The 26,915-nt window shown below is 58.9% G+C and carries 25 protein-coding genes; 6 read left to right on the top strand and 19 right to left on the bottom strand.

Annotated features, from left to right (window positions below):
• Positions 1-32: 32 nt before the first annotated feature.
• Both M2366_RS10290 and M2366_RS10285 read right to left on the bottom strand, forming a co-directional pair.
• The gene (locus tag M2366_RS10290) at positions 33-1,289 is read right to left on the bottom strand and encodes a site-specific integrase (protein WP_259269742.1); all 1,257 of its coding nucleotides are present in this window, start codon (positions 1,287-1,289) and stop codon (positions 33-35) included.
• Between the two features lie 496 nt (positions 1,290-1,785).
• On the bottom strand, positions 1,786-2,076 hold the full coding sequence (locus M2366_RS10285; protein ID WP_259269636.1) for a YebG family protein: 291 nt from the start codon (positions 2,074-2,076) through the stop codon (positions 1,786-1,788).
• A 419-nt stretch (positions 2,077-2,495) separates the two neighbouring features.
• Here M2366_RS10285 and M2366_RS10280 point away from each other — a divergent pair, with 419 nt between their 5' ends.
• From M2366_RS10280 to rsmF, 4 genes are all read left to right on the top strand, one after another.
• On the top strand, positions 2,496-3,134 hold the full coding sequence (locus M2366_RS10280; protein ID WP_042042476.1) for a paraquat-inducible protein A: 639 nt from the start codon (positions 2,496-2,498) through the stop codon (positions 3,132-3,134).
• Positions 3,135-3,179: 45 nt separating this feature from the next.
• Positions 3,180-3,782, top strand: a complete 603-nt coding sequence (locus M2366_RS10275; protein ID WP_259269635.1) for a paraquat-inducible protein A — start codon at positions 3,180-3,182, stop codon at positions 3,780-3,782.
• A gap of 51 nt (positions 3,783-3,833) precedes the next feature.
• Positions 3,834-6,386, top strand: a complete 2,553-nt coding sequence (locus M2366_RS10270) for an MlaD family protein (RefSeq protein WP_259269634.1) — start codon at positions 3,834-3,836, stop codon at positions 6,384-6,386.
• 168 nt (positions 6,387-6,554) lie between these two features.
• Positions 6,555-7,991: a 16S rRNA (cytosine(1407)-C(5))-methyltransferase RsmF gene (gene rsmF, locus M2366_RS10265; protein ID WP_259269633.1), complete on the top strand. Its 1,437-nt coding sequence runs from the start codon at positions 6,555-6,557 to the stop codon at positions 7,989-7,991.
• A 204-nt stretch (positions 7,992-8,195) separates the two neighbouring features.
• Here the strand turns inward: rsmF and M2366_RS10260 are convergent, their stop codons facing one another.
• The 15 genes from M2366_RS10260 to yceD form a co-directional block, all read right to left on the bottom strand.
• Positions 8,196-8,480: a RepB family protein gene (locus M2366_RS10260; protein WP_259269632.1), complete on the bottom strand. Its 285-nt coding sequence runs from the start codon at positions 8,478-8,480 to the stop codon at positions 8,196-8,198.
• Between the two features lie 291 nt (positions 8,481-8,771).
• The gene (locus tag M2366_RS10255) at positions 8,772-9,713 is read right to left on the bottom strand and encodes a site-specific integrase (RefSeq protein ID WP_224432991.1); all 942 of its coding nucleotides are present in this window, start codon (positions 9,711-9,713) and stop codon (positions 8,772-8,774) included.
• A gap of 425 nt (positions 9,714-10,138) precedes the next feature.
• A complete protein-coding gene (locus M2366_RS10250) occupies positions 10,139-10,918 on the bottom strand; it encodes a TatD family hydrolase (RefSeq protein ID WP_224432909.1) in 780 nt (259 codons plus the stop codon).
• 16 nt (positions 10,919-10,934) lie between these two features.
• Positions 10,935-11,882 carry a DNA polymerase III subunit delta' gene (gene holB / locus M2366_RS10245; RefSeq protein WP_259269631.1) on the bottom strand — a complete coding sequence of 316 codons (948 nt, stop codon included), beginning with the start codon at positions 11,880-11,882 and terminating at the stop codon, positions 10,935-10,937.
• Complete coding sequence (gene tmk / locus M2366_RS10240; RefSeq protein ID WP_042042485.1) at positions 11,867-12,493, bottom strand: dTMP kinase; 627 nt, start codon at positions 12,491-12,493, stop codon at positions 11,867-11,869. Before tmk ends, holB begins: the two co-directional genes overlap by 16 nt.
• Positions 12,493-13,494 carry an endolytic transglycosylase MltG gene (mltG, locus tag M2366_RS10235; protein ID WP_259269630.1) on the bottom strand — a complete coding sequence of 334 codons (1,002 nt, stop codon included), beginning with the start codon at positions 13,492-13,494 and terminating at the stop codon, positions 12,493-12,495. Before mltG ends, tmk begins: the two co-directional genes overlap by 1 nt.
• Positions 13,484-14,290 (bottom strand): aminodeoxychorismate lyase, encoded by an 807-nt coding sequence (gene pabC / locus M2366_RS10230; protein WP_259269629.1) that lies wholly within the window; start codon positions 14,288-14,290, stop codon positions 13,484-13,486. The genes mltG and pabC overlap by 11 nt, the downstream gene beginning before the upstream one ends.
• A gap of 72 nt (positions 14,291-14,362) precedes the next feature.
• The gene (fabF, locus tag M2366_RS10225; protein ID WP_224430433.1) at positions 14,363-15,604 is read right to left on the bottom strand and encodes a beta-ketoacyl-ACP synthase II; all 1,242 of its coding nucleotides are present in this window, start codon (positions 15,602-15,604) and stop codon (positions 14,363-14,365) included.
• 79 nt (positions 15,605-15,683) lie between these two features.
• The gene (acpP, locus tag M2366_RS10220; RefSeq protein WP_042042492.1) at positions 15,684-15,920 is read right to left on the bottom strand and encodes an acyl carrier protein; all 237 of its coding nucleotides are present in this window, start codon (positions 15,918-15,920) and stop codon (positions 15,684-15,686) included.
• A gap of 157 nt (positions 15,921-16,077) precedes the next feature.
• Entirely contained in the window at positions 16,078-16,812 is a 735-nt protein-coding gene (gene fabG, locus M2366_RS10215) for a 3-oxoacyl-ACP reductase FabG (protein WP_042042493.1), read from the bottom strand.
• 13 nt (positions 16,813-16,825) lie between these two features.
• The gene (gene fabD, locus M2366_RS10210) at positions 16,826-17,761 is read right to left on the bottom strand and encodes an ACP S-malonyltransferase (protein ID WP_042042494.1); all 936 of its coding nucleotides are present in this window, start codon (positions 17,759-17,761) and stop codon (positions 16,826-16,828) included.
• An 80-nt stretch (positions 17,762-17,841) separates the two neighbouring features.
• Positions 17,842-18,801 carry a beta-ketoacyl-ACP synthase III gene (locus M2366_RS10205; RefSeq protein ID WP_042042496.1) on the bottom strand — a complete coding sequence of 320 codons (960 nt, stop codon included), beginning with the start codon at positions 18,799-18,801 and terminating at the stop codon, positions 17,842-17,844.
• Positions 18,802-18,808: 7 nt separating this feature from the next.
• The gene (plsX, locus tag M2366_RS10200; protein WP_042042497.1) at positions 18,809-19,828 is read right to left on the bottom strand and encodes a phosphate acyltransferase PlsX; all 1,020 of its coding nucleotides are present in this window, start codon (positions 19,826-19,828) and stop codon (positions 18,809-18,811) included.
• Positions 19,829-19,837: 9 nt separating this feature from the next.
• On the bottom strand, positions 19,838-20,005 hold the full coding sequence (gene rpmF, locus M2366_RS10195) for a 50S ribosomal protein L32 (protein WP_005908717.1): 168 nt from the start codon (positions 20,003-20,005) through the stop codon (positions 19,838-19,840).
• Between the two features lie 19 nt (positions 20,006-20,024).
• Positions 20,025-20,546 (bottom strand): 23S rRNA accumulation protein YceD, encoded by a 522-nt coding sequence (gene yceD, locus M2366_RS10190; RefSeq protein WP_084218212.1) that lies wholly within the window; start codon positions 20,544-20,546, stop codon positions 20,025-20,027.
• A 118-nt stretch (positions 20,547-20,664) separates the two neighbouring features.
• Here yceD and M2366_RS10185 point away from each other — a divergent pair, with 118 nt between their 5' ends.
• A complete protein-coding gene (locus M2366_RS10185; protein ID WP_259269628.1) occupies positions 20,665-21,246 on the top strand; it encodes a nucleoside triphosphate pyrophosphatase in 582 nt (193 codons plus the stop codon).
• 185 nt (positions 21,247-21,431) lie between these two features.
• Here M2366_RS10185 and M2366_RS10180 read toward each other — a convergent pair whose 3' ends face one another.
• A complete protein-coding gene (locus M2366_RS10180) occupies positions 21,432-22,079 on the bottom strand; it encodes an HAD family hydrolase (RefSeq protein WP_259269741.1) in 648 nt (215 codons plus the stop codon).
• Positions 22,076-23,020, bottom strand: a complete 945-nt coding sequence (gene rluC / locus M2366_RS10175; protein WP_232301982.1) for a 23S rRNA pseudouridine(955/2504/2580) synthase RluC — start codon at positions 23,018-23,020, stop codon at positions 22,076-22,078. Before rluC ends, M2366_RS10180 begins: the two co-directional genes overlap by 4 nt.
• Positions 23,021-23,433: 413 nt before the next feature.
• On the opposite strand from rluC, the gene rne reads away from it, so the two are divergent.
• Entirely contained in the window at positions 23,434-26,703 is a 3,270-nt protein-coding gene (gene rne, locus M2366_RS10170; RefSeq protein WP_259269627.1) for a ribonuclease E, read from the top strand.
• Positions 26,704-26,915 lie beyond the last annotated feature (212 nt).

Raw genomic sequence — 26,915 nt, 5'->3', positions numbered from 1 at the left:
GAAATGGTTATCTCTCACGACTGTGTGCATCCCTACTTATCGCCTTGCAGGCGGTCGAGCTGCTTGCTCACCGCGCTCTCATGGCGCTCGCTGTTGGCGGTATGCAAATATTTGGAGGTGGTATCTATGCTGTCGTGGCCCGCGTCGGCTTGCACATGGGAGAGAGGCCGCCCATTGAGATTGATGTCATGGGTGATGCCGGTATGGCGAATGGAGTGCGCGGTCAGTACGCGCATTTCGGCGCTATCTTGGGCAAACCCATCATTTTCGGCCAAGTCGGCCGCCGCGCCTATGAGTGCATCGACCAGATCGCGCAGCTGACGAATGCCGAGGTTGGCATTGAGCTCGCCCTGCTCGCGGCCATGGGCGGCGGCCTTGTGGCGCACAAAGAGCGGCGTCTGCTCGTCGGGAGTGGGCAGAGGGCTCAGGCCCAGGAAGCGCCGATAGCGAGTCAGAGCCTCAAGCAGTGCCTGGGAGACGGCCACGGTGCGCCGTTTTCCACCTTTGCTGCGGGGAATAAAGTAACCCCAGACCCCCGTCTTGGCATCCCGTCGAAACTGGCTCATGACCGGGGTGAAGCCGGGCCGGGCCGCGACTTCAGAAATACGCAGATAGCAGGCATACATCAGGCAGATCAGAAAGCGGGTCCGCTCGTGTTGATCGGGCTGCTCTTGGGCCAATTTATCGACGGCCTGCATCACATAGGACCATTGCAGCTCGCTGAATGCCTGAGCCTGCTCGCCAGCATCGCAGGATGTGGGACGCTTGACCCGCTGCAGCAGCAGGGCCGGATTTCTCTCCATGTACTCCTCCTGGATGAGGAACTGGAAGTAGGCCGACAGGATGGCGAGCTTGGTCTTCATGGCCTGCTCGCTCAGGCGGTAAGGCAACTCGCGGCCCAGTTCACGTTTACCGAGAAAGGGACGCCATTGAGGATTGGGCAACCGCTCCCCCCACTCCTTGTCGCTGACAAACTGCGCCACATTACGATAGGCGATCAGGGCTTGGGGCGGCGCCTGACAGTAGTCGAGATAGCGCATCATGATGCGGCGGGTCAGATCCTTCGGACTGACGGCAAGCTCGCTGAAGCACCAGTGCAGGAAGGTGGTGAGCTCGCTGCGATAGGTCTTGTAGTTGTTTTCGCTGTGGCGCTGTTCGAGCAGCCAGTCGACGGCAAGCTCGTAGACGAGGCCCGCATCTGGCACCTGATTGAGACTGAGCTGAGCCAGGTGGAGATTTACCTGGGCATTACCCGCCTCCAGATAGGCGAGCCCGTCGAACAGGGGCATGGCGGGCGGGAGTGGGATCGGTATCTGCATGTCTTTGCCTGAATGAAGCGGAAATACAACCAATCCTCGCTGAACAGCCGCTTCTGCGAAACAGAGTGCCACTGATATGCAATTAGGTGATTATAAATGCGCTTTGGTTAGAAAATTCTCGGGGTAAATAGCTTTAAAAATGATGATAAATGCAATGGCGTGCATATTCACGGTTGCGAATGGGCGGACTGGCTGCCACAGGACGGCCGCGTGCTGATCGTCATGGGTGAGCGGCCTGGTTCGGCGGCATGAGGGAGTGCGCTCCCGTCCTGGCCGAAGGGTGGCTCAGTGTTTACTGCTCGCCACCGGTGACTCTCCCGCCGGTTGGCTACTGGGTGTGACATGGCAGCGTGTCAAATGAGTGAGTCGTTAAGCGGCAGAGGCGTTAAGCAAAAGAGAGAGGAAGCGGGCCGCTTATCGAGCGGGTAGCGGGGGACAAGATGAGCATCCCCCTCCCCCCATCCTGTCAGGCGACGCTCTTGAGCGGCTTCTCTTTGCTCTTCTCCTCTTTCGCCACGACTGGCTGGGCCTTGCCGCCGCGCAATATGTTCTGCAGCAGGTCCCGCTGTTCGGCCAGGTAGAAAGCCAGGCTCTCCTGCTGGGCGGCATCGAGTGCAATCGGTGCGTCCCCCAGCAGTGACATCAGCTCGTCTGCGGTATCGAGCAGCTTGTCATAGGCATCGGCCTCCTTCTTGCTGGCAAAGGTCATCTTCTCTACTCCCCCACGTGTAACAACGTATTTGATCTCAACGGCCATGGTTTTCTCCTCATCGATGGTAGGGAAAGTATATGTATGAATATACAGTGGTGCAACATGACTTTCCAAAAGCGCCTTCATTGAGTCAATGGGGGGAAAGCCTGGATTCAAAAGCCCCTCTCCTGCACCGGTTCAGCCGACGTAAAGCGTCAACGGGATCTGTCCACCAGCAAGGAGAGGTGAACCGCAGCGTCGTGGGGTTGGCCATGGGCGACAGCTCAACATTATTGGGGCTGGCAAGAAGCTCTCGGCCGAAGGGATGGGCTGGCTATCATGGCTCCTTTCCTGTGTTGGCTTCGATTATCTGCGGAGCCCTGTGGGCTGACCTTGATGGTACTTTCGTGGCACTGATGTGACAGGCAAGACAGCAACCCGGTTTTAGGGTAAATTTCACCAACTCCTTCAACAGGTTAAAACGTATGTCGGATCCCAATAACCTGATCGTCTGTCCGGCCTGTGACTTGCTGATCGAACGTAAGTTATTGCCGCTGCGCCGTCACGCCCATTGCCCCCGTTGCCATCAGCATCTGTATGGTCGCTATGCGTTTCGTCCCTCCCAGTTGATGGCGCTTAGTATCACAGGGCTGCTGCTGCTGCCCTCGGCATTTTTCGAACCCCTGCTCTATTTGCGACTCGCTGGCGAAAACTCCCAGGCGACCCTGCTGCGGGGCATTCATATGCTCTGGCAGGCCAATGAGTATCTGGTCGCATCCCTGGTGTTCTGGTGCGCTGTGCTGGCGCCGACCGGGCTGCTGGTCGGCATCTTTGCCCTCGCCTCCGGGCTGGCCACACGGCTTGGCACCATTTCCCCGACCCTCAAAGCGGTGGCGGTGTTTCGTCACTGGGCCATGCTGGAGGTCTATCTGGTCAGCCTGTTGGTGGCGCTGTTCAAGCTGATCGACATCGCGGATGTGCGCCTGGGCGGTGGCCTGCTCAGCCTGTTTATCCTGATGTTGCTCAACATGACGCTGCTGATCCTGTTCAACCCCGCCCCTTACTGGGAAAAAGTCGAGCTCGATAAGCCCCGCACTGAGGTCAAGCATGATGGGGAACCTTGAATCCGTGGGCATGCCTGCCAGGCAGGTTTGTGCCGAGGGGGCGCGATGACCAGCGCCCGTGAACTCGGCATGTGCCGCTGTCACCACTGCGGATTGCTGGTGCGCTTCGAGGCGGGTCATCTCTGCCCCCGTTGCCACAGTGCCCTGCATGTGCGCACCCCATACTCCCTGCTCTGGTCATGGGGATTGCTGGCCCTGGCGACCTTTATGCTGTTGCCGGCCAACCTCCTGCCCATTACCCACTTCTACAATAAGGGGTTATTGCAATCGGACACCATTTTCAGCGGTATCATGGCCCTCTATCGCAGTAAGATGTCCGGCATCGCCACCATAGTGCTCACCGCCAGCATCGTCGTGCCCATCATGAAGATCCTGGGGCTGGGCTGGATCTGCTGGCAGTTGCAGCGCAAGAAGCCGGTGCGCCGTCGTCGTCAATTGGTGATGTATCGCATCATCGATTTCATTGGCCGCTGGTCCATGTTGGACTTGTTTGTCATCTCGCTCATGGTTGCCCTGGTCGATCGCGGCGTGCTGCTCAATGTGCGGGCAGGCCCGGGGGCCACCGCCTTTGCCTGTGTTGTCTTGCTCACCATGTTGTCGGCCCGCATGCTGGATACCCGGCTGCTGTGGGACAAGGCGGCGCGTTGATGGGTCAGTTTTTCGTTGGATGGTCGTCATTGCGGCCCATAAGGAGTCGGTATGGTCGGGGCTGAACCCGTCATCAAGAAACATCGCTGGTTATCACCGGTCTGGTTGCTGCCCTTCATCGCGCTCTTGCTGGCGGGGGGATTTCTCTATCAGCAATATCAGAGCAGTGGTCAGCTCATCCGTGTCAACTTTGAGCAGGGCAACGGTATCTTGCCGGGCAAAACCCAACTGCGTTATCAAGGGGTCGCCATTGGCGTCGTGCAGGAGCTGGCCCTGGCCGAAGATGGCCGCAAGATAACGGTGCTTGCCAAAATCGACAGCCGGGCACGGGAGCTGATGCGCAAAGGTACCGGCTTCTGGCTGGTAAGCCCCAAGGCGTCACTGACCGAGATCTCGGGACTCGATACCCTGGTATCGGGCAATTACATCAATGTCATGCCGGGCAAGGAGAGCAATCCTCCCGATGACGAGTTCGATGCCCTCGATGGCCCTCCCCCGGGCTATCAGGCTCAGGGACGCACCCTGCACCTGAGTGCCGATTCTCTCGGTTCAGTCGGCATTGGGGCCAAGCTCTATTTCCGCGGTCTGGAAGTGGGCAGCGTCATCAATACCCGCCTCGATGAGGGAGACAAGCAGGTGGTGCTGGATGTGGTCATCGAGCCGCGCTTCGAGCACCTGATCAAGGCCGATACCCGTTTCTGGAACATCAGTGGCATCAAGGGCAACTTCAGCCTGGCCGGGGTCAGTGTCGAGGCGGGCAGCCTCTCCTCCATCCTGAGTGGCGGCATTGCCTTCGACTCCCCCTCGGACTCCCCCCAGGCAGAGCGCGGTCAGACCTTCAGCCTCTACAAAGGGCTGGCCGAGGCGGCCCGGGGCGAGCGCATCACCTTGTCGGTGGGCGATCTGCCGGTCAAAGAGGGGATGCCCATCCTCTATGAGGGAATAGAGATTGGCCGAGTCGATCCCATTCGTCTGACCGATCATGGTCGGGAGGTCAGCGCCCTGATAAGCCCGGAGCAGGCGTTTCGCATCACTCAGTCCAGCCGACTGGTGTGGGAGAGCGTCAATCTGTCACTGGCAGGGCTTGAACATGGTGACCGCCTGCTGGCGGGCCCGGCCATCCGCCTCGATTATGTGGCAGGTCCCAGGGCCAGGACCTTGCTATTGAGCGCCGAGAAGGCGCCCAGTGGCCAGGCGCTGACCCTCAAAACCGACGACTTGTCCGGTCTGAGCGAAGGGGCACCCGTCTGGTACAAGGGGTTGACGGTGGGCAACATTCGCACCCTCACCCTGGATGCCAGCGGCAATGCCCAAGTCAAACTGACCATAGAGGAGCCATACAAGGGGCTGCTCAATCGTGCCCGTTTCTACCGGGCCGCGCCCTTGCAGATCCAGGCCGATCTCAGTGGCATCAAGGTGGAGACCAGCCCGGCTGCCAGCTGGCTCGCCGGCGGTATCAAGCTGGTACAGGCGAGTCAGGGACCGCGCATTGATCTGCTCTATCCGGATGAGCAACTGGCTCTGCTCGGTTCACCCAAGGCCAAGGCCAAGACCTGGTGGTTGACGGCCAGCCAGGCCGATGGCATCTCCCTCGGCACCCCTGTGCTTTATCTGGGGTTGCAGGCGGGCAAGGTGAGTCAGCTCAAGGTCCGTGAGGGCGAGGTGCGCATTGGCCTTGAGATAGACGCCATCTATGCCCCCCTCATCGGCAACCAGACCCAGTTCTGGAAAAAAGCGGCCATCGACACCCATATCGGCCTGGATGGCGTGCGGATCAAGGCGGGCAATTTGGCCACCCTGCTGCGTGGCGGCATAGAGTTTGCGAATTCTCCCGCAACCCGTGGCAATGGCCAGCTGTTTGAAGACAGGGAACAGGCTCAGGCCCTGGTGCGCCCTCTCGCCCTGATAGCCGATCGCAATCCCGGGCTCGGGGCTGGCTCCGCCATTCGCTATCGCGGGGTCAACATCGGCAAAATTGCCTCGGTCAAATTGGATCCGGCCCTGGGCAAGGTCATTTTCCAGGCTCAGCTCGAGGCACAGTATGCCGACCGCTTCCTGCAATCTGGCGCCAGCTTTACCCTGGTGCAGGCTAAGTTGGGCTTTGGTGGCGTGGCCAATCTCGATACCCTGGTGAAGGGATCCTTTATCGAGGCGGCGCCGGGCCAGGGAGCAAACAAGCAGAGCTTCCCCCTGAATGAGTCCCTGCAATCCGGCCTGATGTTGACCCTCAAGAGCCCGGCCCTCAATGGCTTGGCGGTTGGCAGCCCGCTGCTGTTTCGCAAGATGGTGGTCGGCAGCGTGAGCCAGGTGGCACTCGCCCCCGATGGCAGCGAGGTCAGGGTCAAGGTGCAGGTCGAGCCGGAATACGCCTATTTGGTGCGGGAAAACAGCCGTTTCTGGAATGTGTCCGGGGTCAAGGCCGACATAGGGCTGACCGGTGGATCCATCCAGGTGGAGACCCTGCAGAGTCTGGTGGCGGGCGGCATTGCCTTCACGACCCCCGAGAAGAACGTGGGGGCTCGCGTGCGCAGCGGCCAGAGCTTCCCTCTCTATGAAAAGGCCGATGAAGAGTGGCTAGGCTGGAGCCCCCGCCTCCTGCCCTGATCGGCGATCAGGATCCAAGCCCGGCCCCAGTGCCGGGCTTTTTATTGGCGGTCTGCGGGTAGCCCTGATCGCCGAGGCGATGGCATCGCCGTCATGGCGCTGCCGTTCGGTTGCAGCCACGACTTGTGCTATGATGTCGCCCCTGTTTTTGGGCCAGCGAGATGCCAAGTGCACGACAATACCCTACTTCCTGACGCGTTTTTGACTCACATTGCCGCCATCATGCCCGAACATCTCTCCATGGATGAGTTCGTGGCGAGCTGCCGCCGGCCACTGCGCCGCAGTATCCGGGTCAATACCCTCAAGATCACGGTAGATGCCTTCATGATCCGCATGCAGGGCCGTGGCTGGTTGCTCGATCCCGTCCCCTGGTGCGAGACAGGCTTCTGGCTGACCCGCCCCGATGAAGACACGGTACCCCTGGGTAACACGGCCGAACACTTGCTCGGACTCTTCTATATCCAGGAGGCGAGCTCCATGTTGCCGGTAACGGCACTCTTTGCGGCGGCCGGTGTGAAGGAGGCGGAGTTGCTGCTCGACGCGGCGGCGGCCCCCGGCTCCAAGAGTACCCAGATATCGGCGCTGATGGAGAACCGGGGCATGTTGGTGGCCAATGAGTTTTCCAGCAGCCGGGTCAAGGTGCTGGCCGCCAATGTTCAGCGCTGCGGGGTGAGCAACATCGGGCTCAGCCACTTCGATGCCAAGGTATTCGGTCAATGGTTGCCGGAGACCTTCGACGCCATCTTGCTCGATGCCCCCTGTTCGGGGGAAGGCACGGTGCGCAAGGACGATCAGGCGTTTCGCAATTGGAGTCTGGCCAGCATCAACGACATTGCCGAGGTGCAACGAACCCTGCTCGAGAGTGCCTTCCATGCCTTGAAACCAGGGGGCGTCATTGTCTACTCCACCTGTACCCTCAGCCATGAAGAGAATCAGGATATCTGCCGTTTCATGGGCGAGCGCTTCGGGGATGCCCTGAGCGTTGAATCGCTGGCGGATCTTTTCCCCGGCGCAGAGCAGGCCACCACCGCCGAGGGGTACCTGCATGTCTGGCCACAAATATATGATAGTGAAGGATTTTTCGTTGCCAGATTGCGCAAGCATCACTCGGTCGCCAACCCCATGTTCAAGCCGGGCCGTCTGGGCAATTTCCCGTTCACGCCCATGGACAGCCGGGATGCCGCGACCTTGATCGCCGAACTGGACCGCGATTATGGCCTGATCCCACAGGGGAGCCTGTTCGTGCGCGATGACGAAATATGGCTGTTCCCCCTGCCCTTCGCTCCCCGGCTGATGAACAAGATCAGGCTGGATCGCATCGGCCTCAAGTTGGCGCAGACCCATAAGAAGGGATATCGACTGACTCATGAATGGGCCCTGGCCCAGGGACATCTGGCCAGCAAGGGGTGGGTCGAGCTCGACAGCGAACAGGCGCGGGAGTTCATGATGGGCCGGGATCTGCATCCGGATGGCGAGAGCGGCCAGGGTGAAGTGATCCTGAGGTATCAGGGTTATGCCCTGGGACTGGGCAAGTGGGTTGGCAGCCGCATCAAGAATGCCCTGCCCCGAGACCTGGTGCGTGACGCAAACCTGTTTGAGTCTTAAAAACCTACACACTGGTTGAAAGTTTTTCCAGATCTTGCAAAGCCATCTGCCTTGGCTACGCTTTATTTTATCTGCGACCAGTTAGCGCACGGCTCTGCAAAGAGCCAATTCCCCTATGCCAGGTACATGGAATTCGTACCTGGCTCTTTTTATTCTGCCCTTTGAGATCTGCCAATCACCCCGATGCTTATTTTTATCGTCCCTTCAAGCCGACTCGGGTTCACACTCGGCCAGCTCGGCATGGGGCATCTCGGCCGACACGGGGGCTGACTCATGTTGATAGAGCAGATCGATCGCCTGCTCTATCAGTGAGGCTTGATTGTCTTCGAGGCGCGCACCGAGTTCGGCCAGCCTCTCCGCATGGCGTTGACTGATCCAGCATTGCAGGCGGCTATGGGTCTCCTGCTTTCGCTTCACATGTTGACGCTGACGCTGGGCATTATCCAGGGGCTCAGCCTGCTTATCCTGGTGATTCACTGGTGTGGTCATGGATAGGTTTAAACTCCAAAAACGTAAATGTTATCTCTCACTTCCGGCTACTGCTTTCATGCGCTCCGGTGATCGTGCCAATGCATGGAGAGGCGTGGCTGGACCTCAATCCGGGAGCTGCAATCTCTTTGCCTGGGTCTCAGATAGTAAGGGCTATGGGGATCAGAAAAAAGTGCCGATGGAAAATGTGGGTTGCCCCATGGACTCCCCTGCCAGATGCCGTTACAACAATCTCACTATCACTGGTTATTTAACATAACAAATGGCGTCACGAAGTGACCATGTAAAGATTCAGAGCAACCCTTGCAGGGCATGATCAGAGAACTTGTTGGCATCGTCGAAGTACTCCTGCAGGGTGCGCATGTCCTTGTGCCTGGTGACCTCAATGATCTTGTTCATGGGTTTGCCCGCGGTCACGGCAGAGGTGATAAAACCCCGCCTCAGGCTGTGGCCACTGACATAGAGATCATCGATGGCCATGCCGGTACGCCGCTTGATCATCAGATTGATGCCTTGCGGACCCAGTGGTTCCTGCATGAGCTGTCCCCAGCGAGTCATGCGCCGAAACAGTGCTCCCTGCTGGATACCACTCATCACCAGCCAGTGGCGCAAAGCCCTGACGGGGCAATATTGCTGACCCGGGATCAAGGCTATCTCGGTCTCGTGCAACTGATGTTTGCTGGGTTTGAGCCGCAGCCTCACCCCCTGACCAACGAAATCGAGATCGTCAACCGCTACCCTGGCCGCTTCCGAACGGCGCAATGCCCCGCTGAACATCAGCAGCAGCAGGGTGTGATCCCGCAAACCGGCCAGGGTGTCGGTGTCGATGGCGTCCAGCACTTGTGCCAATGGTTGCAGGGTCAAGGCCCCGGTTTTGCGTTTTCGAGTATCCCCAAGCCGTACTATGCCGCGCATCATCTCCTTGATTTCGCTGTGTTCGGTCGGCATGGGCTCTATCCCCTTCTGACGAAAAGCATACCGAATACCGGCCAGCCGTCGAACCAGGGTCGCGGGTTTTCTCGGTTCACCATTACGCAGTTCTCCCCTTCCCCGCTCCTTGTCGAGCCAGACCCAGTGCGCCAATACGCCATCAGCCTGATCCGCCAGGAAGTTCATGATGTCCAGATGCGTCGTGGCCAGGGGATCCAACCCCTGCAACTTGCACCAGTACACGAAGATGCGGGTGTCTGCCTGATAGGCGTTGAGGGTGGTTTCGGCCTTGGCGCTGCGCAGGAAGCGGCGTGCCCGACTGTTGAGCCGAGTATCGAAGACGGATTGTAATCCCTGGGGAGCGGCCGTTGGCAAAAGAGAAGAGGTCACTGATAACCATATGATTTCATGTGAAGTTTCAGGGATCTTACAGGATCTTCCCACATCATCAAGTATCGATAATGAATATTATCGATACTCATAGGAAATGATTAATGAGGGCAACTCCGTGGCATAAATCAGCCCCATTTCATTATTGATGCGACCAGGAAGTGGCCTTTGGTATATGCCCGTTTCCCCCTGATGGTCAGGGCGGTGGCACCTATTGACATTGGATTGCGGGATAGTTCAACAACAAGTGAGAGATAACGACCCGCTATTATCTCTTCAATCTGTGACAATGTAGCGGGTATTTGAAGAAACAGGCCCCGATAGTTGGGGCCTGCTGGTCAGGCTTTTGCCAGGGAGAAAAGCGCGAAGAAGTTACGACTGGTCACCTGGGCCAGTTCCAACAGGGGGATCTGGCGCAGATCGGCAATAAACTGAGCCACCTCGACCACGAAGGCAGGTTCATTCTCCCTCCCCCTGTGCGGCACTGGCGCCAGATAGGGCGAATCCGTCTCGACCAATAACCGCTCAAGCGGCAGTGCCTTGACCACCTCTTGCAAAGCCGCCGCACTCTTGAAGGTCACTATCCCCGAGATGGAAATATAAAACCCCATGGCCATGGCGGCCTCGGCCATTTCAAGGGACTCGGTGAAGCAATGCAGTACGCCGCCCACCAAGTCAGCCCCCTCTTCGCGCATGATGCGCAACGTATCATCCTGGGCATCACGGGTATGGATGATCAGCGGTTTATTGAGGGCGCGCGCGACGCGAATGTGCTCCCGAAAAGAGGCTTGCTGCACCTCTTTGTTCTCAGGGCTGTAGAAGTAATCGAGCCCCGTCTCGCCGATAGCAACCACCCGGGGATCCCTGGCCTGCTCTAGCAGCAAGGGCCCGTCGACGCCGGGATCCTGATTGAGAGGGTGCACGCCACAAGAGGCAAATACCTGTGGATAGGGTGCAATAGCTGCCAACATGCCGGGAAATTGCTGCTGGGTCACGCTGACACACAGAAAGTACCCAACTTGGCGGGCCGCTGCCTTGGCCAACACATCGGCCAAGTCAGTCTGCTTGCTGCCATAGCTCAACCTGTCCAGGTGGCAATGGGAATCTACGAGTAACATCAATACTTTCCTCTGTTCACAGCCAATGGCTGAGCCAGTTCATCAAATGTATGGTCGGGTTGGATAACTGCCCCGGTTGACAGGCCGCTTTGAGTTCGACCAGTCGCTGCTCGGCATCGAGCAACTGTTCGCTGGAGTGGCGCTCGGCAAGCTCGTGACTGAAGGTGGCCAGATCCGGCATCGCCAGCTGCTGATGGCCACAGCCCCCCTGGGTCTTGAGCGCATCACACAGCAGCAGCTGTAACCAGTGCAACCTGACCTGGGTATCTTGGCCCAACTGGCTGCATAGCCCGCTTATTCTGGTCGGCTCCTGTACGAGCTGCACGAAGCCGCCGAGCAACTCCTGGCGCGCCTTGTCCTGATCCTGCTCCAGGTAATGGAGTACTCGCAGCGGGGCACCCTGGCAGATCCGCACCTGGGCCAGGGTCCCTTGATGACCTTGCTCGGCCAGCCAGTTGAGGGTGTCGGCTTCCGGGGGGATGTGGCAGACATGCTTGTGGCAACGGCTGCGAATGGTCGGCAGCAGGCGGGATATTTGCGAGGCAATCAACAGCAGCAAGCTGTCGCCGGCGGGTTCTTCCAGGGTTTTGAGCAAGGCATTCGCTGCCGCCTCCGTCATCCGCTCGGCGTCTGGAATGATCACCACCTTGCCATGACCCAATTGTGCGGAGCGCTGCAACCTGGCACTCAACTCCCGAACCGCATCCACCCCAATGGTCTTGCTCTCGCTCGGCAGGGCCCCCAGATCCGGGTGATTACCCTTGTCGATCAGTTGGCAGGAGTGACAATGATCGCAGGGTTCGCCCCCTTGGGGTTGATGACACAGATGCAAGCGGGCCAGCCGATCCGCCAGCTGCTCCTTGCCAAGCCCGGCATCCCCTTGCAGCAACCAGGCATGACCCAACCGGCCTGCCTCGGCGCTCTGGCTCAGCGCCCGCCAATGGGGGATCAGCCAGGGATACATAGACGGGCATCCAGGGCCGCCTCGATAGAGGCTTTTACCTTGTCCGGGGTCTGGCTGGCATCGATCACCAAGATGCTGGGATCCTCGGCGGCCAGTTCCAGATAGCGAGCCCGGGTGCGCTCGAAGAAACCGATCTGCTCCAGTTCGATGCGGTCCAGTTCGCCGCGATGGCGGGCTCGCTGCAGACCCAGAGCCGGATCTATGTCGAGGTAGAGGGTCAGGTCCGGCTTGAAGTCGCCGAGAACCGCCTGCTTGATGGCCTTGATGAGGCTTGCCGCGATGCCGCGGCCCCCGCCCTGGTAAGCCTGGGAGGAGAGATCGTGCCTGTCTCCCACCACCCAGATGCCATCGGCCAGGGCCGGCTTGATGCGCGTCTCGACCAGTTGCACACGGGAGGCATACATCAGCAGCAACTCGGCTTCGATGGTCAAGCGCTCGTCATGGATCTCTTTGACAATGGCCCGCATCCGTTCGGCCAGCGGCGTACCGCCAGGCTCACGGGTAGATTCGATCTGCCCTGCTCCGTGGCGCTTGAGGTAGTCGGTCACATAGCGGACGGCGGAGCTCTTGCCCGCCCCTTCCAGACCTTCGATCACGATAAATTTGGACATCAGGATTTCTTCAAAATGTATTGGCGAACCGCTTGATTATGCTCTTCGAGGCTCTTGGAGAAGTAATGGGCGCCGCCCCCCTTGGCGACGAAATAGAGATAGTCGCTCGCCTTGGGATTGAGGGCCGCCTCGATGGAGGCCTTGCCCGGCATGGCAATGGGGGTTGGTGGCAGGCCATCGATCACATAGGTGTTATAAGGATTCACATCGGTGAGATCGCTGCGGCGAATGTTGCCGTCATAGCGATCCTTGACCCCGTAGATCACGGTCGGATCGGTCTGCAACTTCATGCCAAGACGCAGCCGGTTGACGAAGACGCCCGCTATCTCCGCCCGCTCTTCCGGCACCCCGGTCTCTTTTTCGATGATCGACGCCATGATCAAGGCCTCGTAAGGGGTCTTGTACGGCAGATTGGGCTGGCGTTTCTCCCAGGCATTTTGCAAGACTGCCTCCATGTCCTGGTGCGCGCGGCGCAGCACGGAGAGATCGCTGGCATGCACCGTATAGGCATAGGTTTCCGGCAGGAACCACCCCTCCAGTTTGCCATTGTCGATGCCGAGCTCATGGGCCAGCTCGGTCTCATTCTGCTCCAGAGTGACTCGCTCCAGATAGGGGGCGCTGGCGAGTTGCTTCTGCCAATCCTCGAAGCGGGAGCCTTCGACGAAGGTAAGGCTCAGGTGAAATTCTTTACCGGAGGCGAACAGGGAGAGGGTCTCCTTGAGGGACTCCCCTTCTTTAATCTCGTAGGTACCGGACTTGATGGCCACCAGTTCAGGGTGACCACGCAGCCAGAGCCGCAGTGCCCAGGGAGTAACCTCTCCCTCGGCCAGTTCGGTGATGAGACCGGCAGCATGGGAACCTTTCTCGACGGTATACAGCCTGGTTGGCCCCTTGTTGGTCAGGGTCTCCACCTGCTGCCATTTGTAATAGACGTAACCGCCAGCACATGCGGCGGTCAAGGCTGCTCCTGCGATCAGGGTGTAAAGCCGCTTAAACTTCAATTAGCAAACGCTCCTGTAAACGGCGCACTAACAGCGGTGCGCTGTACTCTTTATGTTCAATTCGGGTAATGGGGACCACCCCCATCAGGGTGTTGGTCAGCCAGACCTCTTCAGCCTGCCAGAGGGATTCCAGCGGTGCTTCGACAATGCGCAGTTCCACGCCCATCTTGCGCAGGGCCGCCATCACCAGGCGACGCATGATGCCATCGACCCCTCCATGACTGAGATCCGGTGTGAACACCGTCATGCCACGGCGCCAGAACAGATTGGCACTGACACCCTCAACCAGAAATCCCCGGCAATTCAATACTATTCCTTCGACCGCGCCTTGCTTGGCAAGTTCGCTCTTGAGCAACACTTGTTCCAGACGGTTGAGGGTCTTGAGCCCCGCCAACATCGGGCTGTCGCCGATCCGCTGCTGGCAGACGCCGATGGCGATCCCTTGCTGTTGCCAGCCTGCATAGTGGTCAGGATAGGGGGACAGCGAGAGGATGCGGGTGGTCTGATGGCAATCGGCGCCATCGTAACCTCGCCCTCCTATGCCTCGGGTCAACACTATCTTGGCGACCCCAAGGGCTTGATCGGCGATCAGGGTGTCGAGTTCTGCCGCAAGCTGGTGCCAATCAGGAGCTGTGATGGCGAGCCGTTCACAACCTTGCTGCAACCGGGCCAGGTGCTCGGGCCAGGCCAACGCCCTGCCCTCCCGGATCAGCAGAGTCGTAAAGTGACCATCCCCATAGGCCAGACCCCGATCCCGGGCCGATATTAACGTGTCGGACACACCATTGATGAGCAAGCGGGATCCCTCCGATAAAAAAGGCCCGATACGAAATCGTATCGGGCCTATTGAATATTGCCCTGGCGCGAATTATACGCGTTTGAAGATCAGGGAGCCATTAGTGCCGCCAAATCCAAAGGAATTGGACAAGGCGTACTCGAAGTTCCCCGCCTTGGCCACATGGGGCACCAGATCCAGATCGCACTCATCATCCGGGTTATCCAGATTGATGGTGGGCGGCGCAACCTGATCGCGCAGCGCCAGCACGGTAATGATGGCTTCGATGGCGCCCGCCGCACCCAGCAGATGACCCGTCATCGACTTGGTGGAGCTGATCATCAGCTGCTTGGCGTGTTCACCAAAGACCTGCTTCATGCCGCGCAGCTCGGCCACATCCCCCAAGGGAGTCGAAGTGCCGTGGGCATTGATATAACCAATAGCCTCTGGGGCTATGCCGGCATCCTTGATGGCATTGGTCATGGCGCGAGCGCCACCGTTGCCATCGGCAGGAGGAGCCGTCATGTGGTAGGCGTCACCACTCATGCCAAAACCAACCAGCTCGGCATAAATCTTGGCGCCACGGGCCTTGGCATGTTCGTACTCTTCCAGCACCAGTACTCCAGCGCCATCACCCAGCACGAAACCATCGCGGTCCTTGTCCCAAGGGCGGCTCGCCTTCTGAGGTTCGTCATTGCGATTGGAGAGCGCCTTGGCCGCCGCAAAGCCACCCATCCCCATCGGGGTAGAGGCTTTCTCGGTACCGCCCACGACCATGACATCCGCATCGCCATAAGCAATCATGCGGCCACCAAAACCGATGGCATGGGTGCCCGTGGTGCAGGCGGTGGTGATGGCAATATTGGGGCCACGCAATCCGCGCATGATGGAGAGATGACCGGACACCATATTGATGATGGTGGACGGCACGAAGAAGGGGCTCAGCTTGCGTGGGCCGCCAGCGATCAGGCTGTTGTGGTTCTGTTCGATAAGACCCAGGCCACCGATGCCAGAGCCGATGGCCACGCCAATGCGTTCGGCATTCTGCTCATTGACCTCGAGCCCCGCATCGTCCAGCGCCTGCATGCCGGCTGCGACACCGTACTGGATGAAGAGGTCCATCTTGCGCGCTTCTTTACGGTTGATACCGTACTGTTCCGGATCGAACTCTTTGATGAGGCCTGCGAAACGGGTGGCGTAATCGGTAGCATCGAAGTGATCGATGAGGCTGATGCCACTTTGCCCTTGAAGCAGGGCTTGCCAGCTGGATTCGGCGGTGTTACCCACCGGGGAAAGCATCCCCAAGCCGGTCACCACGACTCTGCGTTTTGACACTGAGGTAGTCTCCGAGGTGTTTTTAGGAGGGTAGATATAAAAGAAGCGGCCCTTGGGCCGCTTCTTTTAGTTCAGGAACTTATTCCTGATTAGCGGTGATGTAATCGATAGCCGCTTGAACAGTGGTGATCTTCTCGGCTTCTTCATCCGGGATTTCGGTATCGAATTCTTCTTCCAGCGCCATTACCAGTTCAACGGTATCCAAAGAGTCAGCGCCCAGGTCGTCGACGAAGGAGGCAGCGTTCTTGACGTCGTCTTCTTTAACACCCAGTTGTTCGATGATGATTTTCTTTACGCGTTCTTCGATGTTGCTCATGACCTGAATTTTCCTTTAAAAATACGCTATTGCGTCTGGTTGGGGTAGTTTATGCAATTGACGTTAGTTTGCAAGTAGCTTGCTGCTGGTCAAACCACGAAAAGTGCCAAACTTCGGCGTATTATCGCAAATTTGAGCAGAACTGACGACAAATTGATTACACCATGTACATCCCGCCATTAACATGCAGGGTTTCGCCAGTGATATAAGCGGCGTCATCAGATGCCAAGAATACCACAGCGGCGGCAATTTCTTTCGGATCGCCCAAACGGGCGGCAGGCACCTGGCTCATGATACCGGCACGCTGTTCCTCATTGAGGGCACGGGTCATATCGGTCTCGATAAAACCGGGCGCCACGGCATTCACCGTGATACCACGGGAGCCCACTTCACGGGCAAGGGCCTTGGTAAAACCAACCAGGCCCGCCTTGGCGGCGGCATAGTTGACCTGACCTGCATTACCCATGGTGCCCACGACTGAACCAATGCTGATGATACGACCATAACGCTTTTTCATCATGGCACGCAGCACCGGCTTGCTCAGACGATAGAGGGAGGTGAGGTTGGTGTCGATGATCTCGCTCCACTCATCATCCTTCATTCGCATCAACAGGTTATCACGGGTGATACCGGCGTTGTTGATCAGGATATCGATGTCGCCAAAGCGCGCCTTGATGGCGGCAAAGACGGCCTCGATGGATTCGGGGCTGGTTACATCCAGCGCCAGACCGCAGCCATGCTCACCCAGGTAAGCACTGATGGCCTCGGCGCCGCGCTCGCTGGTCGCGGTCCCTACCACTTTCGCGCCACGGGCCACGAAGGTCTCGGCAATTGCGCGACCAATGCCACGACTGGCACCTGTCACCAACACAACCTTATCGGTAAAACTCATGCTCTACTCCTGTTTACTTGGACTGGGCCAGCGCCTGCTCGAATGAGGCAGCATCATTGGCATGAATGCCTTCTACGCGCTTGTCGATACGTTTTGCGAGGCCGGTCAGTACTTTGCCCGGACCCATTTCGATCTCGAGGGTGACACCATCATTGGCCATCCGCTCGACCGTCTCGCTCCAACGCACCGGGCTGAACAGCTGACGCACCAGCGCCTGCTTGATGGCAGCCGGATCCTGTTCACAGGTAACGTCGACATTATTAATGACGGCGATACTTGGAACCTTGATCTCGATCCCATCTAGCGCCGCGGCCAGCTTTTCGGCAGCCGGTTTCATCAAGGCGCAGTGTGAAGGCACAGAGACGGGCAGCGGCAGTGCTCGCTTGGCGCCGGACTCTTTCATCAGAATATTGGCCCGTTCAACCGCCTCTTTGTGGCCGGCGATCACGACCTGGCCCGGGGAGTTGAAGTTGACCGGCGACACCACCTGACCCTGAGCGGCCAGTTCGCAGTTGGCGGCAATGGCCTCGTTATCCAGACCGATGATGGCCGCCATGGCGCCCGTCCCTTCCGGCACGGCTTCCTGCATGGCCAGGCCGCGCAGTTCAACCAGCTTGACCGCATCGGTGAAGCCCAGGGCGCCGCTGCACACCAGGGCGGAATACTCCCCCAGGCTGTGACCGGCCATGACGGAGGGGACTGCCCCACCCTGTTGCTGCCACAGACGCCACAGTGCGACTGAGGCGCTCAACAGGGCTGGCTGTGTCTTCCAGGTTTTGCCCAGCTCTTCGACCGGTCCCTGCAGGACCAGTTCGAGCAAGTCATAACCGAGTACCTGACTCGCCTCGGCGAAGGTCTCTTTGATGATGGCATGTTGCTCGGCCAGCTCGGCCAGCATGCCGACAGCCTGGGAGCCTTGTCCCGGGAAAGCGATGGCAAATTGGGTCATCATGAATTCCTTTACGCGAAAACATCAATCGGGCGCGAGCGGTTTATCAACCGGTGTCGCACCCTGCTCTTGCAAGAAAATTAGAAACGGATCAGCGCCGAGCCCCAGGCAAAACCGCCACCGAAGGCTTCGAGCAACACCAGCTGACCGCGTTGAATGCGGCCATCTCTCACCCCTTCATCGAAGGCGATAGGCACGGAGGCGGCCGAGGTGTTGCCGTGTCGGTCCAGGGTCAGTATGACTTTGTCCAGCCCCATGCCAAGCTTCTTGGCGGTGGCGCTGATGATACGGAAGTTGGCTTGATGAGGCACCAGCCAGTCCAGCTTGCTGGGCTCAATGTCGTTGGCCGCCAGGGTCTCGGTCACTATCTCGCTCAGGCGCGTCACCGCGACCTTGAACACGTCGTTGCCCTTCATATACATGTAGGCTTCGAGCTCTGCGCCCGTCAGGCCACGGCGCGGTTGCGGCAGCTTGAGCAGATCGCCGTAACGGCCATCGGCATGAAGATGGGTGGAGAGAATGCCAGGCGACTCGCTGGCCCCGACCACCACGGCCCCAGCCCCATCCCCGAAGAGGATGATGGTGCCGCGATCTTGCGGATCGCACATGCGCGACAGCACATCGGCGCCAACGACCAGCACATGGCGCGCCGCCCCTGACTTGATGAACTGATCGGCCACCGCGAGGGCATAGGTGAAGCCTGCGCAGGCGGCGGCAATGTCAAACGCCGGGATCCCCGGTACGTCCAACAGATTTTGCAGCTCGCAGGCGGCGGCCGGGAAGGCATTTTCGGCACTGGTGGTGGCCAGCACTATCATGTCCAGATCCGCGGCCTGGATGCCTGCGGCTTCCAGCGCGCGCAGAGCGGCTTGATGTGAGAGGGTCGCGACAGTCTCGCCTTCACCCGCGATACGACGCTCATGGATGCCGGTGCGTGCCACGATCCACTCATCACTGGTCTCAACCATCTGCTCAAGATCGGCGTTGGTACGCACTGAACTCGGCAGATAGCTGCCAGTACCCAGAATTTTGCTATGCATAGAGTTCTTATAGATCCCTGTCGGAAAAGACAGATTCAAGGCGATCTGCTATTTGCAATGGAAGTTGATGCTTGGCCTCTTGTGCGGCCAGCAGGATCGCAGTACAGAGGGCGCGACGTTCGGCCCGCCCATGACTTTTTACCACAATGCCGCGCAATCCTAACAGACTTGCGCCGTTATACTGGTCGGGGTTCAGGTAAGAAAAACGCCGTTTGAGCATAAAGCCAGCGATCAAGCCAAGAAAAGTGCGCTTTTTACGTGGATAGCCGGCCAGTTGCCCCATCATACGGACCACCCCCTCCGCCGTCTTGAGCGCCACATTGCCCACGAAACCATCGCAGACGATGACGTCCGCCTGGCCGGTGAACAGGCAATCGCCCTCGATAAAGCCGGTAAAGTTGATGGCCGGGCACTGACGCAGCAGCTCGGCGCTATGACGGACCAAATCGTTGCCTTTGATCTCCTCCTCCCCCACGTTGAGCAGCGCGACACGGGGCGTCGCGATACCCTCCACCCGTTCGGCCACGACGGACCCCATGACCGCAAACTGCAGCAGGGTATCGGCATCGCAGCTCACATTGGCGCCCAGATCCAGCATGACGGTGCGCTTGCCAGCCACGGTTGGCAACGCCTTGATCAGCGCCGGTCTGTCCACCCCGGGCAGGGATTTGAGCACACACTTGGCCATGGCCATCAGGGCACCGGTATTGCCGGCACTGACGCAGGCGTCGGCCGCGCCACTCTTGACCAGATCCAGCACGACCCGCATGGACGAATCTTTGAGGGTACGCAACGCCACGATCGGTTTATCGCCCATCCCAACAACTTGGGAGGCATGCACGAAACGAACGCGGGGATGATTGAGCAGGCCATGTTGGCGCAGAAGCGGAGTGACGCTGGTCTGATTGCCGACCAGGATCAGATTGAGCTGGGGCAGAAGAGACAGTGCCTGCACGGCGGCAGGCACTGTTTCAGAGGGGCCAAAATCTCCCCCCATTATGTCTAGCGCGACGTTGAGCGTAGACAAAGGCAATCCTTAAGCGATTACCTTTTTACCGCGGTAGAAACCATCGGCAGTCACGTGGTGACGACGATGAATTTCACCACTGGTCTGATCAACAGTCAGTGCTGCGCTGGTCAATGCATCGTGGGAACGACGCATGCCACGACGGGAACGGGTTTTACGGTTCTGTTGTACGGCCATGGTAGGCTAACTCCTAGATTCACTTACGTTTAAGCTCTTCAAGAACTGCAAAGGGATTTGGCCGCTCATCAGCAGGTTCGATATCACCCCATGTCATCTCCATGTTTCCTCTGGGACAAGCATCCATCGGATGCATGGCGACCTGAGGCAACGAGAGGATAAGTTCATCCTCCAGGATTTTATGAAGATCTATCTCGCCGTTTTCGTCCAACTCAATGGGCTCATAAGCTTCCGGCAGTTCTTCCTCGTTTGTTTTCTCAAACAGCGGAGTGTAGATAAATTCAGCTTCACAAAGGTGTTGAAATGTATCTCCACAACGCTGGCAAACCAGGTCAACCTCGGCATGGGCAGTGCCTTCCATAACGGTCAACTTCTGGACATCTTTGCCAAAGTGCAGTGTTACATCCACATCACTTCGCAAGCCTGCGGTTGATGCTTCCAATCTGGGCATCTGCGACTTTTCCACTATTCCGACATAGTCGAGTAGCTTCAAGGCATTACGGACTGGATCAACCTTAACGGGCAACTTCACCTTTTGCATAGGGCGCGAATATTATAGGTCCAACAAGGGATAGTCAAAGGAAAAAGTCCTTACCACCGATGATTTTAACGACAAAAGTCCTTAACATGGCAGAACTCATCCCCACCGGCTGCGGATTATGACACAAAAGCTGATACTCGCCTCTACTTCTCGCTATCGGCAGGCTCTGCTCGCCAAGCTAGGCCTCCCTTTCGACTGCCAGGCCCCCGCGGTCGATGAGACTCCCCAGCCCGGAGAATCAGCCCGGCAACTGGTACTGCGACTGGCCATCGCCAAGGCACAGGCCGTCGCCAATCTGCATGATCAGGGTCTGATCATCGGGTCGGATCAGGTATGTGTCTGCCAGGATAAGATCCTCGGTAAACCCGGCACTGTCGAGTGCGCCGTGGCGCAGCTGCTGGCGGCCCAGGGCCGAAGTGTCACCTTCTATACGGGCCTGGCGGTGATCGATGCGGCCACGGGCCAGTGTCACAGCCTGGTCGAACCCTTCACCGTGCATTTCCGCTCCCTCGATGAGGCGGCAATCCGTCGTTATGTCGAGGCCGAGCAGCCACTGGATTGCGCCGGTAGCTTCAAGTGTGAGGGGTTGGGCATAGTGCTGTTTCAGGGGCTGGAAGGCCGCGATCCCAATACGCTGATCGGCCTGCCGCTGATCGGTCTGGTTGAACTGCTGGCCTGCCATGGCCTCTCGCTCCCCTGACCCATAGTCACTCATGCCATCACCGCATTTTGATCATTGATGGTGTAGCAGCCTTGATCATGTCGGTTGACATGGGTCCTGCTGTATGAAGAAGAAGAGATTCGAGACGACCTGAATGACAAGAGAGCGCCGAAGCGCTCTCTTGTCATAGGTCATGTTGTAGCTCAATCCGTTACCAAGTGAGCCTAATCGAGGGCTGCACGCAACTGCGCCATGGTGTCGGCCATCAGGAGAGGCTCAAACTCGGCCAGACGCGCCTTGTCATGGACACCCCAGATCACACCGATACTCGCCATGCCAAGCGCCTTGGCCATGCCGAGATCGTGAATGGAATCCCCTATCATCACCGCCTCGTCTACCGCGACGCCCAATTCGGCCAAGATCTGACTCAACATCAGAGGATCGGGTTTGGAGTTTGCCTCATCGGCGCCCCGACTGGCAGCAAACAAGGGTCTTAACCCTGTCTCGTCCAGGACTCTGTCCAGCCCTCGTCGTGACTTGCCGGTGGCGACCGCCAGCAAGATGCCGCGCCCGTGCCAGTCATGGAGCAACTCGGTGGCGCCAGCAAACAAGGGGCTGGGGGTATCATCATGGAGGTAATGATAGCGATAACGGTCAATCAACCGATCACAGGGCTCACTCCCCTCCTCCAGCCCAAACAGCCCTGCCAGCCCCACACCCAGACTCAAACCAATGATCTGCTGGATCTGCTGTTGCGTTGGCAAGGGCAAGCCGCAGTCGCTGGCAGCCAGCTCGACACAAGCGACAATTCGCCCGATGGAGTCCATCAGGGTGCCATCCCAGTCAAAAATGGCGAGCCGGATAGCCATCAGCGAGCCAATTTATTGAGGAAGCTGTCGAGCTCAGGTGCCAGCGGCGCCTCGATCAATACCTCACGACCATCGACCGGATGGGTGAAAGTGAGCTTCCAGGCATGCAAGAACAGGCGTTTTAGCCCTTGGCTGCGCATTTTCTCGTCAAAGGCCGCTTCACCATATTTATCATCGCACGCGATGGGGTGACCCGCATGCTGGGTATGCACCCGGATCTGGTGGGTACGACCGGTGATGGGGCTGCATTCCACCAGGGTGGCCTCGGCAAACTGCCGCGCGATCCTAAAGCGTGTCTCGGAGGGCTTGCCATCTGCCGTGACCCGCACCACCCGCTCGCCGGATTGCAGATCGTTTTTGCGCAGCGGCGCATTGACCACCTTGACGTGAGGCTGCCATTGGCCACGCACCAGCGCCAGATACTGCTTGCGCATGGTTTTGACGCGCAGTTGTTCATGCAGACTGCGCAGGGCGCTGCGTTTCTTGGCAACCAGCAACACACCGGAGGTATCGCGATCGAGGCGATGCACCAGCTCCAGGAAGCGGGCTTCCGGGCGCAGGGCCCGCAGCCCCTCGATGACGCCAAAGCTCAAGCCACTGCCGCCGTGCACCGCCATGCCGGACGGTTTGTTGAGCACTATCATGGCGTCGTCTTCGAACAGGATCTGACTCTCCAGGCGCTGGATGCTGCCAAGATTGGCCGAAGGCAGTTCGTTTTTCTCGGCAACGCGCACGGGGGGCACCCGCACCTCGTCACCGCAGATGAGTTTGTATTCAGGTTTGATGCGCTTCTTGTTGACGCGCACCTCCCCTTTGCGAAGGATGCGATAGATCAGGCTCTTGGGGACGCCCTTTAACTGAGTCTTGAGAAAATTGTCGATGCGCTGCCCTTCATGCTCAGCTTCGATGGTGAGCAGCTGCACTTGTTGTTGTATCTGTGTCATGGCGCGGATTTTAACACCCCACGGGCCCCTTGGCTCCATGCTTTGTTGAAAAATGGCACCTTGCTATAAAAGCCGTTTAAATGGGATAATAAACAAGGTTTTGTCATTGTGTTCAAGCCTTGTACTAAGTGGCCAAGAATTATGCCACCCAATCCCAAAACGCCGTATCTACAAGAACATGACGGTTCCCGGGGGCGAGGTACAGCGCATGGAGAACGCAAACAAAATCGGCTATTTGTCTCCACACCGGCATCCCTTATTCATCCCTTCTCGAGAAGGCTGAACCAGAGCGCCCTTAGTTTGCGCCTCATGCATACCCCAACCGGGAGGTTGCCCAAGTATGCTGAAGACCCGAGGCCGGCGCCGGCGGGATCCTGTGGAGGAAATCAAAATGACAAAATAATGAGAACTCAATGAAAAGAATGCTAATCAACGCGACTCAGGAAGAGGAGTTGCGCGTAGCGCTGGTTGACGGACAACAGCTCTATGATTTGGATATTGAAAGTCCGGGACACGAGCAGAAGAAAGCGAACATCTACAAGGGCCGAATCACCCGCGTAGAACCCAGTCTCGAAGCTGCTTTTGTCGACTACGGCGCCGAGCGCCACGGTTTCCTGCCGTTAAAGGAGATCGCCCGCAATTATTTCCCCTCCGGTTACTCCTATCAGGGTCGTCCCAACATCAAAGAAGTGGTCCGCGAAGGCCAGGAAGTGATCGTCCAGATCGATAAAGAAGAGCGTGGCACCAAGGGTGCGGCCCTCACTACCTTTATCAGTCTGGCCGGCAGCTACCTGGTGCTGATGCCGAACAACCCCCGCGCCGGTGGCATCTCCCGCCGTATCGAGGGTGATGAGCGTACCGAGCTGAAAGAGGCTTTGTCGGGTCTGACCGTGCCGGAAGGCATGGGCCTGATCGTGCGTACCGCCGGTGTGGGTAAATCCCCTGAGGAACTCTCCTGGGATCTGAACGTCCTGCTCAACCATTGGGACTCCATTCACAAGGCTTCCTTGCAACGTAACGCCCCCGTGCTTATCCATCAGGAAAGCAACGTGATCGTGCGTGCCATTCGTGACTATCTGCGTCGCGATGTCGGCGAGATCCTGATCGACAACCCCGTCATCTTCGAGCGTGCCAAGGCACACATCGAACTGGTTCGTCCCGATTTCCTCAATCGGGTGAAGCTGTATCAAGGTGACGTGGCGCTGTTCAACCACTTCCAGATTGAGAGCCAGATTGAGTCTGCCTTCCAGCGTGAAGTGCGTCTGCCTTCCGGCGGCAGCATCGTCATCGATCCGACCGAGGCGCTGACCTCCATCGATATCAACTCCTCCCGGGCAACCAAGGGCGGCGATATCGAAGAGACGGCGCTGCAAACCAACCTGGAAGCGGCCGACGAGATTGCTCGCCAGCTGCGCCTGCGTGACTTGGGTGGCCTGATTGTCATCGACTTCATCGACATGACCCCGGTTCGCCATCAGCGCGAAGTGGAAAACCGTCTGCGTGAAGCCGTACACCAGGACCGCGCCCGCATCCAGCTGGGCCGCATCTCCCGCTTCGGTCTGCTGGAGATGTCCCGCCAGCGTCTGCGCCCCTCCCTCAACGAGTCCAGCAGCCATATCTGCCCCCGTTGCCAGGGTCAGGGTGTGATCCGTGACAACGAATCACTGGCCCTCTCTATCCTGCGTCTTATCGAAGAAGAGGCGCTCAAGGACAATACCGAACAGGTTCATGCCCAGGTGCCGGTGGATGTTGCCGCTTATCTGCTCAACGAGAAGCGCAGCTCCATCGCCAGCCTCGAGCAGCGTAACGAGGTTCGCCTCTACATCATCCCCAATCAGCATCTGGAAACCCCTCACTACGAAGTGACCCGCATTCGCAAGAATGAGATCGCCGAAGCCGTGAGCTATGAGCTGAAAACCGAAGTGGCCAAGCCTGTCTATCAACCCAAGCAGATCAATGTGGTTGAGCGGGAACAGCCGCTGCTGCAAGGCTTCATCCAGCCAGCCCAGCCAGCCCCTGCAGCCGTTGTCCCTCAGGCTGCTGCACCTGTTGCCGCCCCTGCCGTGGCAGAAGCGGGTCTGGTCAGCAAACTGTTCAAGGCCATTGCCGGCATCTTCGCCAGCAGCCCGGCTGCCACCGACGCCAAACCTGCGGCACCGGCGCAGACCGACGCGCGCAAGGAAGAGCCTCATCGTCATCAGCGTGACGAGCGCCGCCCCCGCCAAGGCCAGGGCAACCGCAATCGCAACGACAACAATGAGCAGCGCCGTGACGCCAAGAGTGGCGAGCAGGGTGACAATCGTGCCCGTCGTCCGCGCAAAGAGCGTGAGCCGCGTCAGGATCAAGCTCGCACTGAGCGTGAACCCCGTGTCGAACGTGAACCACGTACCGAGCGCGAACCGCGTCAGGAACGTGAGCCTCGCCAGCCCCGTGAACCCCGTGCCGAGCGTGAACCACGTCAGGATCGCGAAGCCCGTGTCGAACGTGAACCTCGCCAGCCCCGTGAACCACGTCAGCCCCGTGAGCCTCGTGGTGAGCGTGAACCTCGCCAGCCCCGCGAACCCCGCGCCGAGCTGGAGGTTCAGGCCATCAACGCCACCGAACCGCTGCAGACCCCGGTTGAGACTCCGCAAGAGATCCACCAGGAGAAGGAGCTGATTGTTGCCGAGCGTCGCGAGCGTCGCCAGATGCGCAAGCAGATCCGTGTCGATGCACCTCAGAGCGATCTGCCGGTTGAATCGGTAGATGCAGCCCCCGCCGAGCAGGGTGATGAGCAGGACGGCCAGCGCCGCTCCCGTCGCAACCCCCGTGGCTCACGCAGCGAAGGCCAGCGTCGCAAGCGCATCAACGAAGATGCCCGCAGCCAGCGCGAAGAGGAACAGCCCCAGGTCGAGAGCAATGAGCCTCTGACCCAGCTTGCTCCCCTGAGCCATGATGCCGTTGCCGCCGCGACTCAGGCCTCTGCCGCACTGGTCGAGCACACCGTGATCGACAACGATCACCACCTGCCGGAAGTGCCTTTCGTTGATACCAGCAAGGCGGTGATCAACGAGCCGGCCGCCCCGGTGGTCGAGCAGGCAGCGCCAGTTGCCGTCGTTGAGGCTGCCCCGGTCGAGATGGTCGAGGCCACCCCCGTGGTGATGGCAGAGCCAGCGCCGGTCGAGGTGGCTGAAACCGCCGCCCCTGTCGTCACTGAGGCTTTGGTTGAGGCTCCGGTTGTGACCGAGGCCCCTGCCGAGGTGCATGAGGTGATCGTTCAGCCAGCAGCCCCGGCTATGGTTGAGACCGTTCAGGCTGAAGTGACCGCCGACGCTGTCGCCGCTCAGGTGGAAACCAAGGTGGAAGCTCAGGTGGAAGCCGCGCCAGTGGTTACCCCTGTCGAGGTCGAGGCCCCTGCTGTCGTGGCTGTGGTCGCAGAGCAAGCCCCTGTGGTTGCCCCTGCCGCCCCTGTGGCTCAAGCCAAGCCTGCTGCCAAACCGGCGGTACGCTCCGCCGGTGGTCTGCTGGCCCAGGCTCGCAAGGCATCTGCCCCCATGGCCACCCCGGCCGAGGTGCCTGCCCTGCCGGTTGCCGAGCACGTCGACAGCGCTCCCTTGGTGCGCACCGATGTGAACAGCTCGGGTCGTCACGCGGGTAGCACGGCTGCGGTCAACAAGGCCCATAGCCCGGCTGGCCGCCCATAAGGGTTAGCTAGCCATGAAAAAGAGCCGCAGATGCGGCTCTTTTTTTATGTCCCAACTATCGCCACACTAAGCGTTCTGCGCTATTTCAGCGCCGTCATCACCGCCAGCGGATCTCTGCTATGAAGGATGTCGCTGCATGCGGCAGCAGCAGAGAAGGAGCGCGACGCTCCCCATCAGCCCGCCTCAGGGACATGCAACGCCGCCAAGCCCCT

The organism is Aeromonas sp. BIGb0405 (genome assembly GCF_024807335.1).
Lineage (GTDB): Bacteria > Pseudomonadota > Gammaproteobacteria > Enterobacterales > Aeromonadaceae > Aeromonas > Aeromonas rivuli.
The sequence above is the reverse complement of the archived record's forward strand: the minus strand, read 5'-3'. Positions and strand labels throughout refer to the sequence as shown.

Coding starts and splice junctions, on each gene's coding strand:
- yceD (WP_084218212.1), bottom strand. CDS start 20,546: ATGCAAAAGGTGAAGTTGCCCGTTAAGGTTGATCCAGTCCGTAATGCC.
- fabD (WP_042042494.1), bottom strand. CDS start 17,761: ATGACCCAATTTGCCATCGCTTTCCCGGGACAAGGCTCCCAGGCTGTC.
- M2366_RS10185 (WP_259269628.1), top strand. CDS start 20,665: ATGACACAAAAGCTGATACTCGCCTCTACTTCTCGCTATCGGCAGGCT.
- M2366_RS10250 (WP_224432909.1), bottom strand. CDS start 10,918: ATGTTACTCGTAGATTCCCATTGCCACCTGGACAGGTTGAGCTATGGC.
- M2366_RS10290 (WP_259269742.1), bottom strand. CDS start 1,289: ATGCCCCTGTTCGACGGGCTCGCCTATCTGGAGGCGGGTAATGCCCAG.
- M2366_RS10280 (WP_042042476.1), top strand. CDS start 2,496: ATGTCGGATCCCAATAACCTGATCGTCTGTCCGGCCTGTGACTTGCTG.
- acpP (WP_042042492.1), bottom strand. CDS start 15,920: ATGAGCAACATCGAAGAACGCGTAAAGAAAATCATCATCGAACAACTG.
- M2366_RS10285 (WP_259269636.1), bottom strand. CDS start 2,076: ATGGCCGTTGAGATCAAATACGTTGTTACACGTGGGGGAGTAGAGAAG.
- M2366_RS10275 (WP_259269635.1), top strand. CDS start 3,180: ATGACCAGCGCCCGTGAACTCGGCATGTGCCGCTGTCACCACTGCGGA.
- tmk (WP_042042485.1), bottom strand. CDS start 12,493: ATGTCCAAATTTATCGTGATCGAAGGTCTGGAAGGGGCGGGCAAGAGC.
- M2366_RS10270 (WP_259269634.1), top strand. CDS start 3,834: ATGGTCGGGGCTGAACCCGTCATCAAGAAACATCGCTGGTTATCACCG.
- holB (WP_259269631.1), bottom strand. CDS start 11,882: ATGTATCCCTGGCTGATCCCCCATTGGCGGGCGCTGAGCCAGAGCGCC.
- rluC (WP_232301982.1), bottom strand. CDS start 23,020: ATGACACAGATACAACAACAAGTGCAGCTGCTCACCATCGAAGCTGAG.
- M2366_RS10260 (WP_259269632.1), bottom strand. CDS start 8,480: ATGACCACACCAGTGAATCACCAGGATAAGCAGGCTGAGCCCCTGGAT.
- rne (WP_259269627.1), top strand. CDS start 23,434: ATGAAAAGAATGCTAATCAACGCGACTCAGGAAGAGGAGTTGCGCGTA.
- rpmF (WP_005908717.1), bottom strand. CDS start 20,005: ATGGCCGTACAACAGAACCGTAAAACCCGTTCCCGTCGTGGCATGCGT.
- M2366_RS10205 (WP_042042496.1), bottom strand. CDS start 18,801: ATGCATAGCAAAATTCTGGGTACTGGCAGCTATCTGCCGAGTTCAGTG.
- fabG (WP_042042493.1), bottom strand. CDS start 16,812: ATGAGTTTTACCGATAAGGTTGTGTTGGTGACAGGTGCCAGTCGTGGC.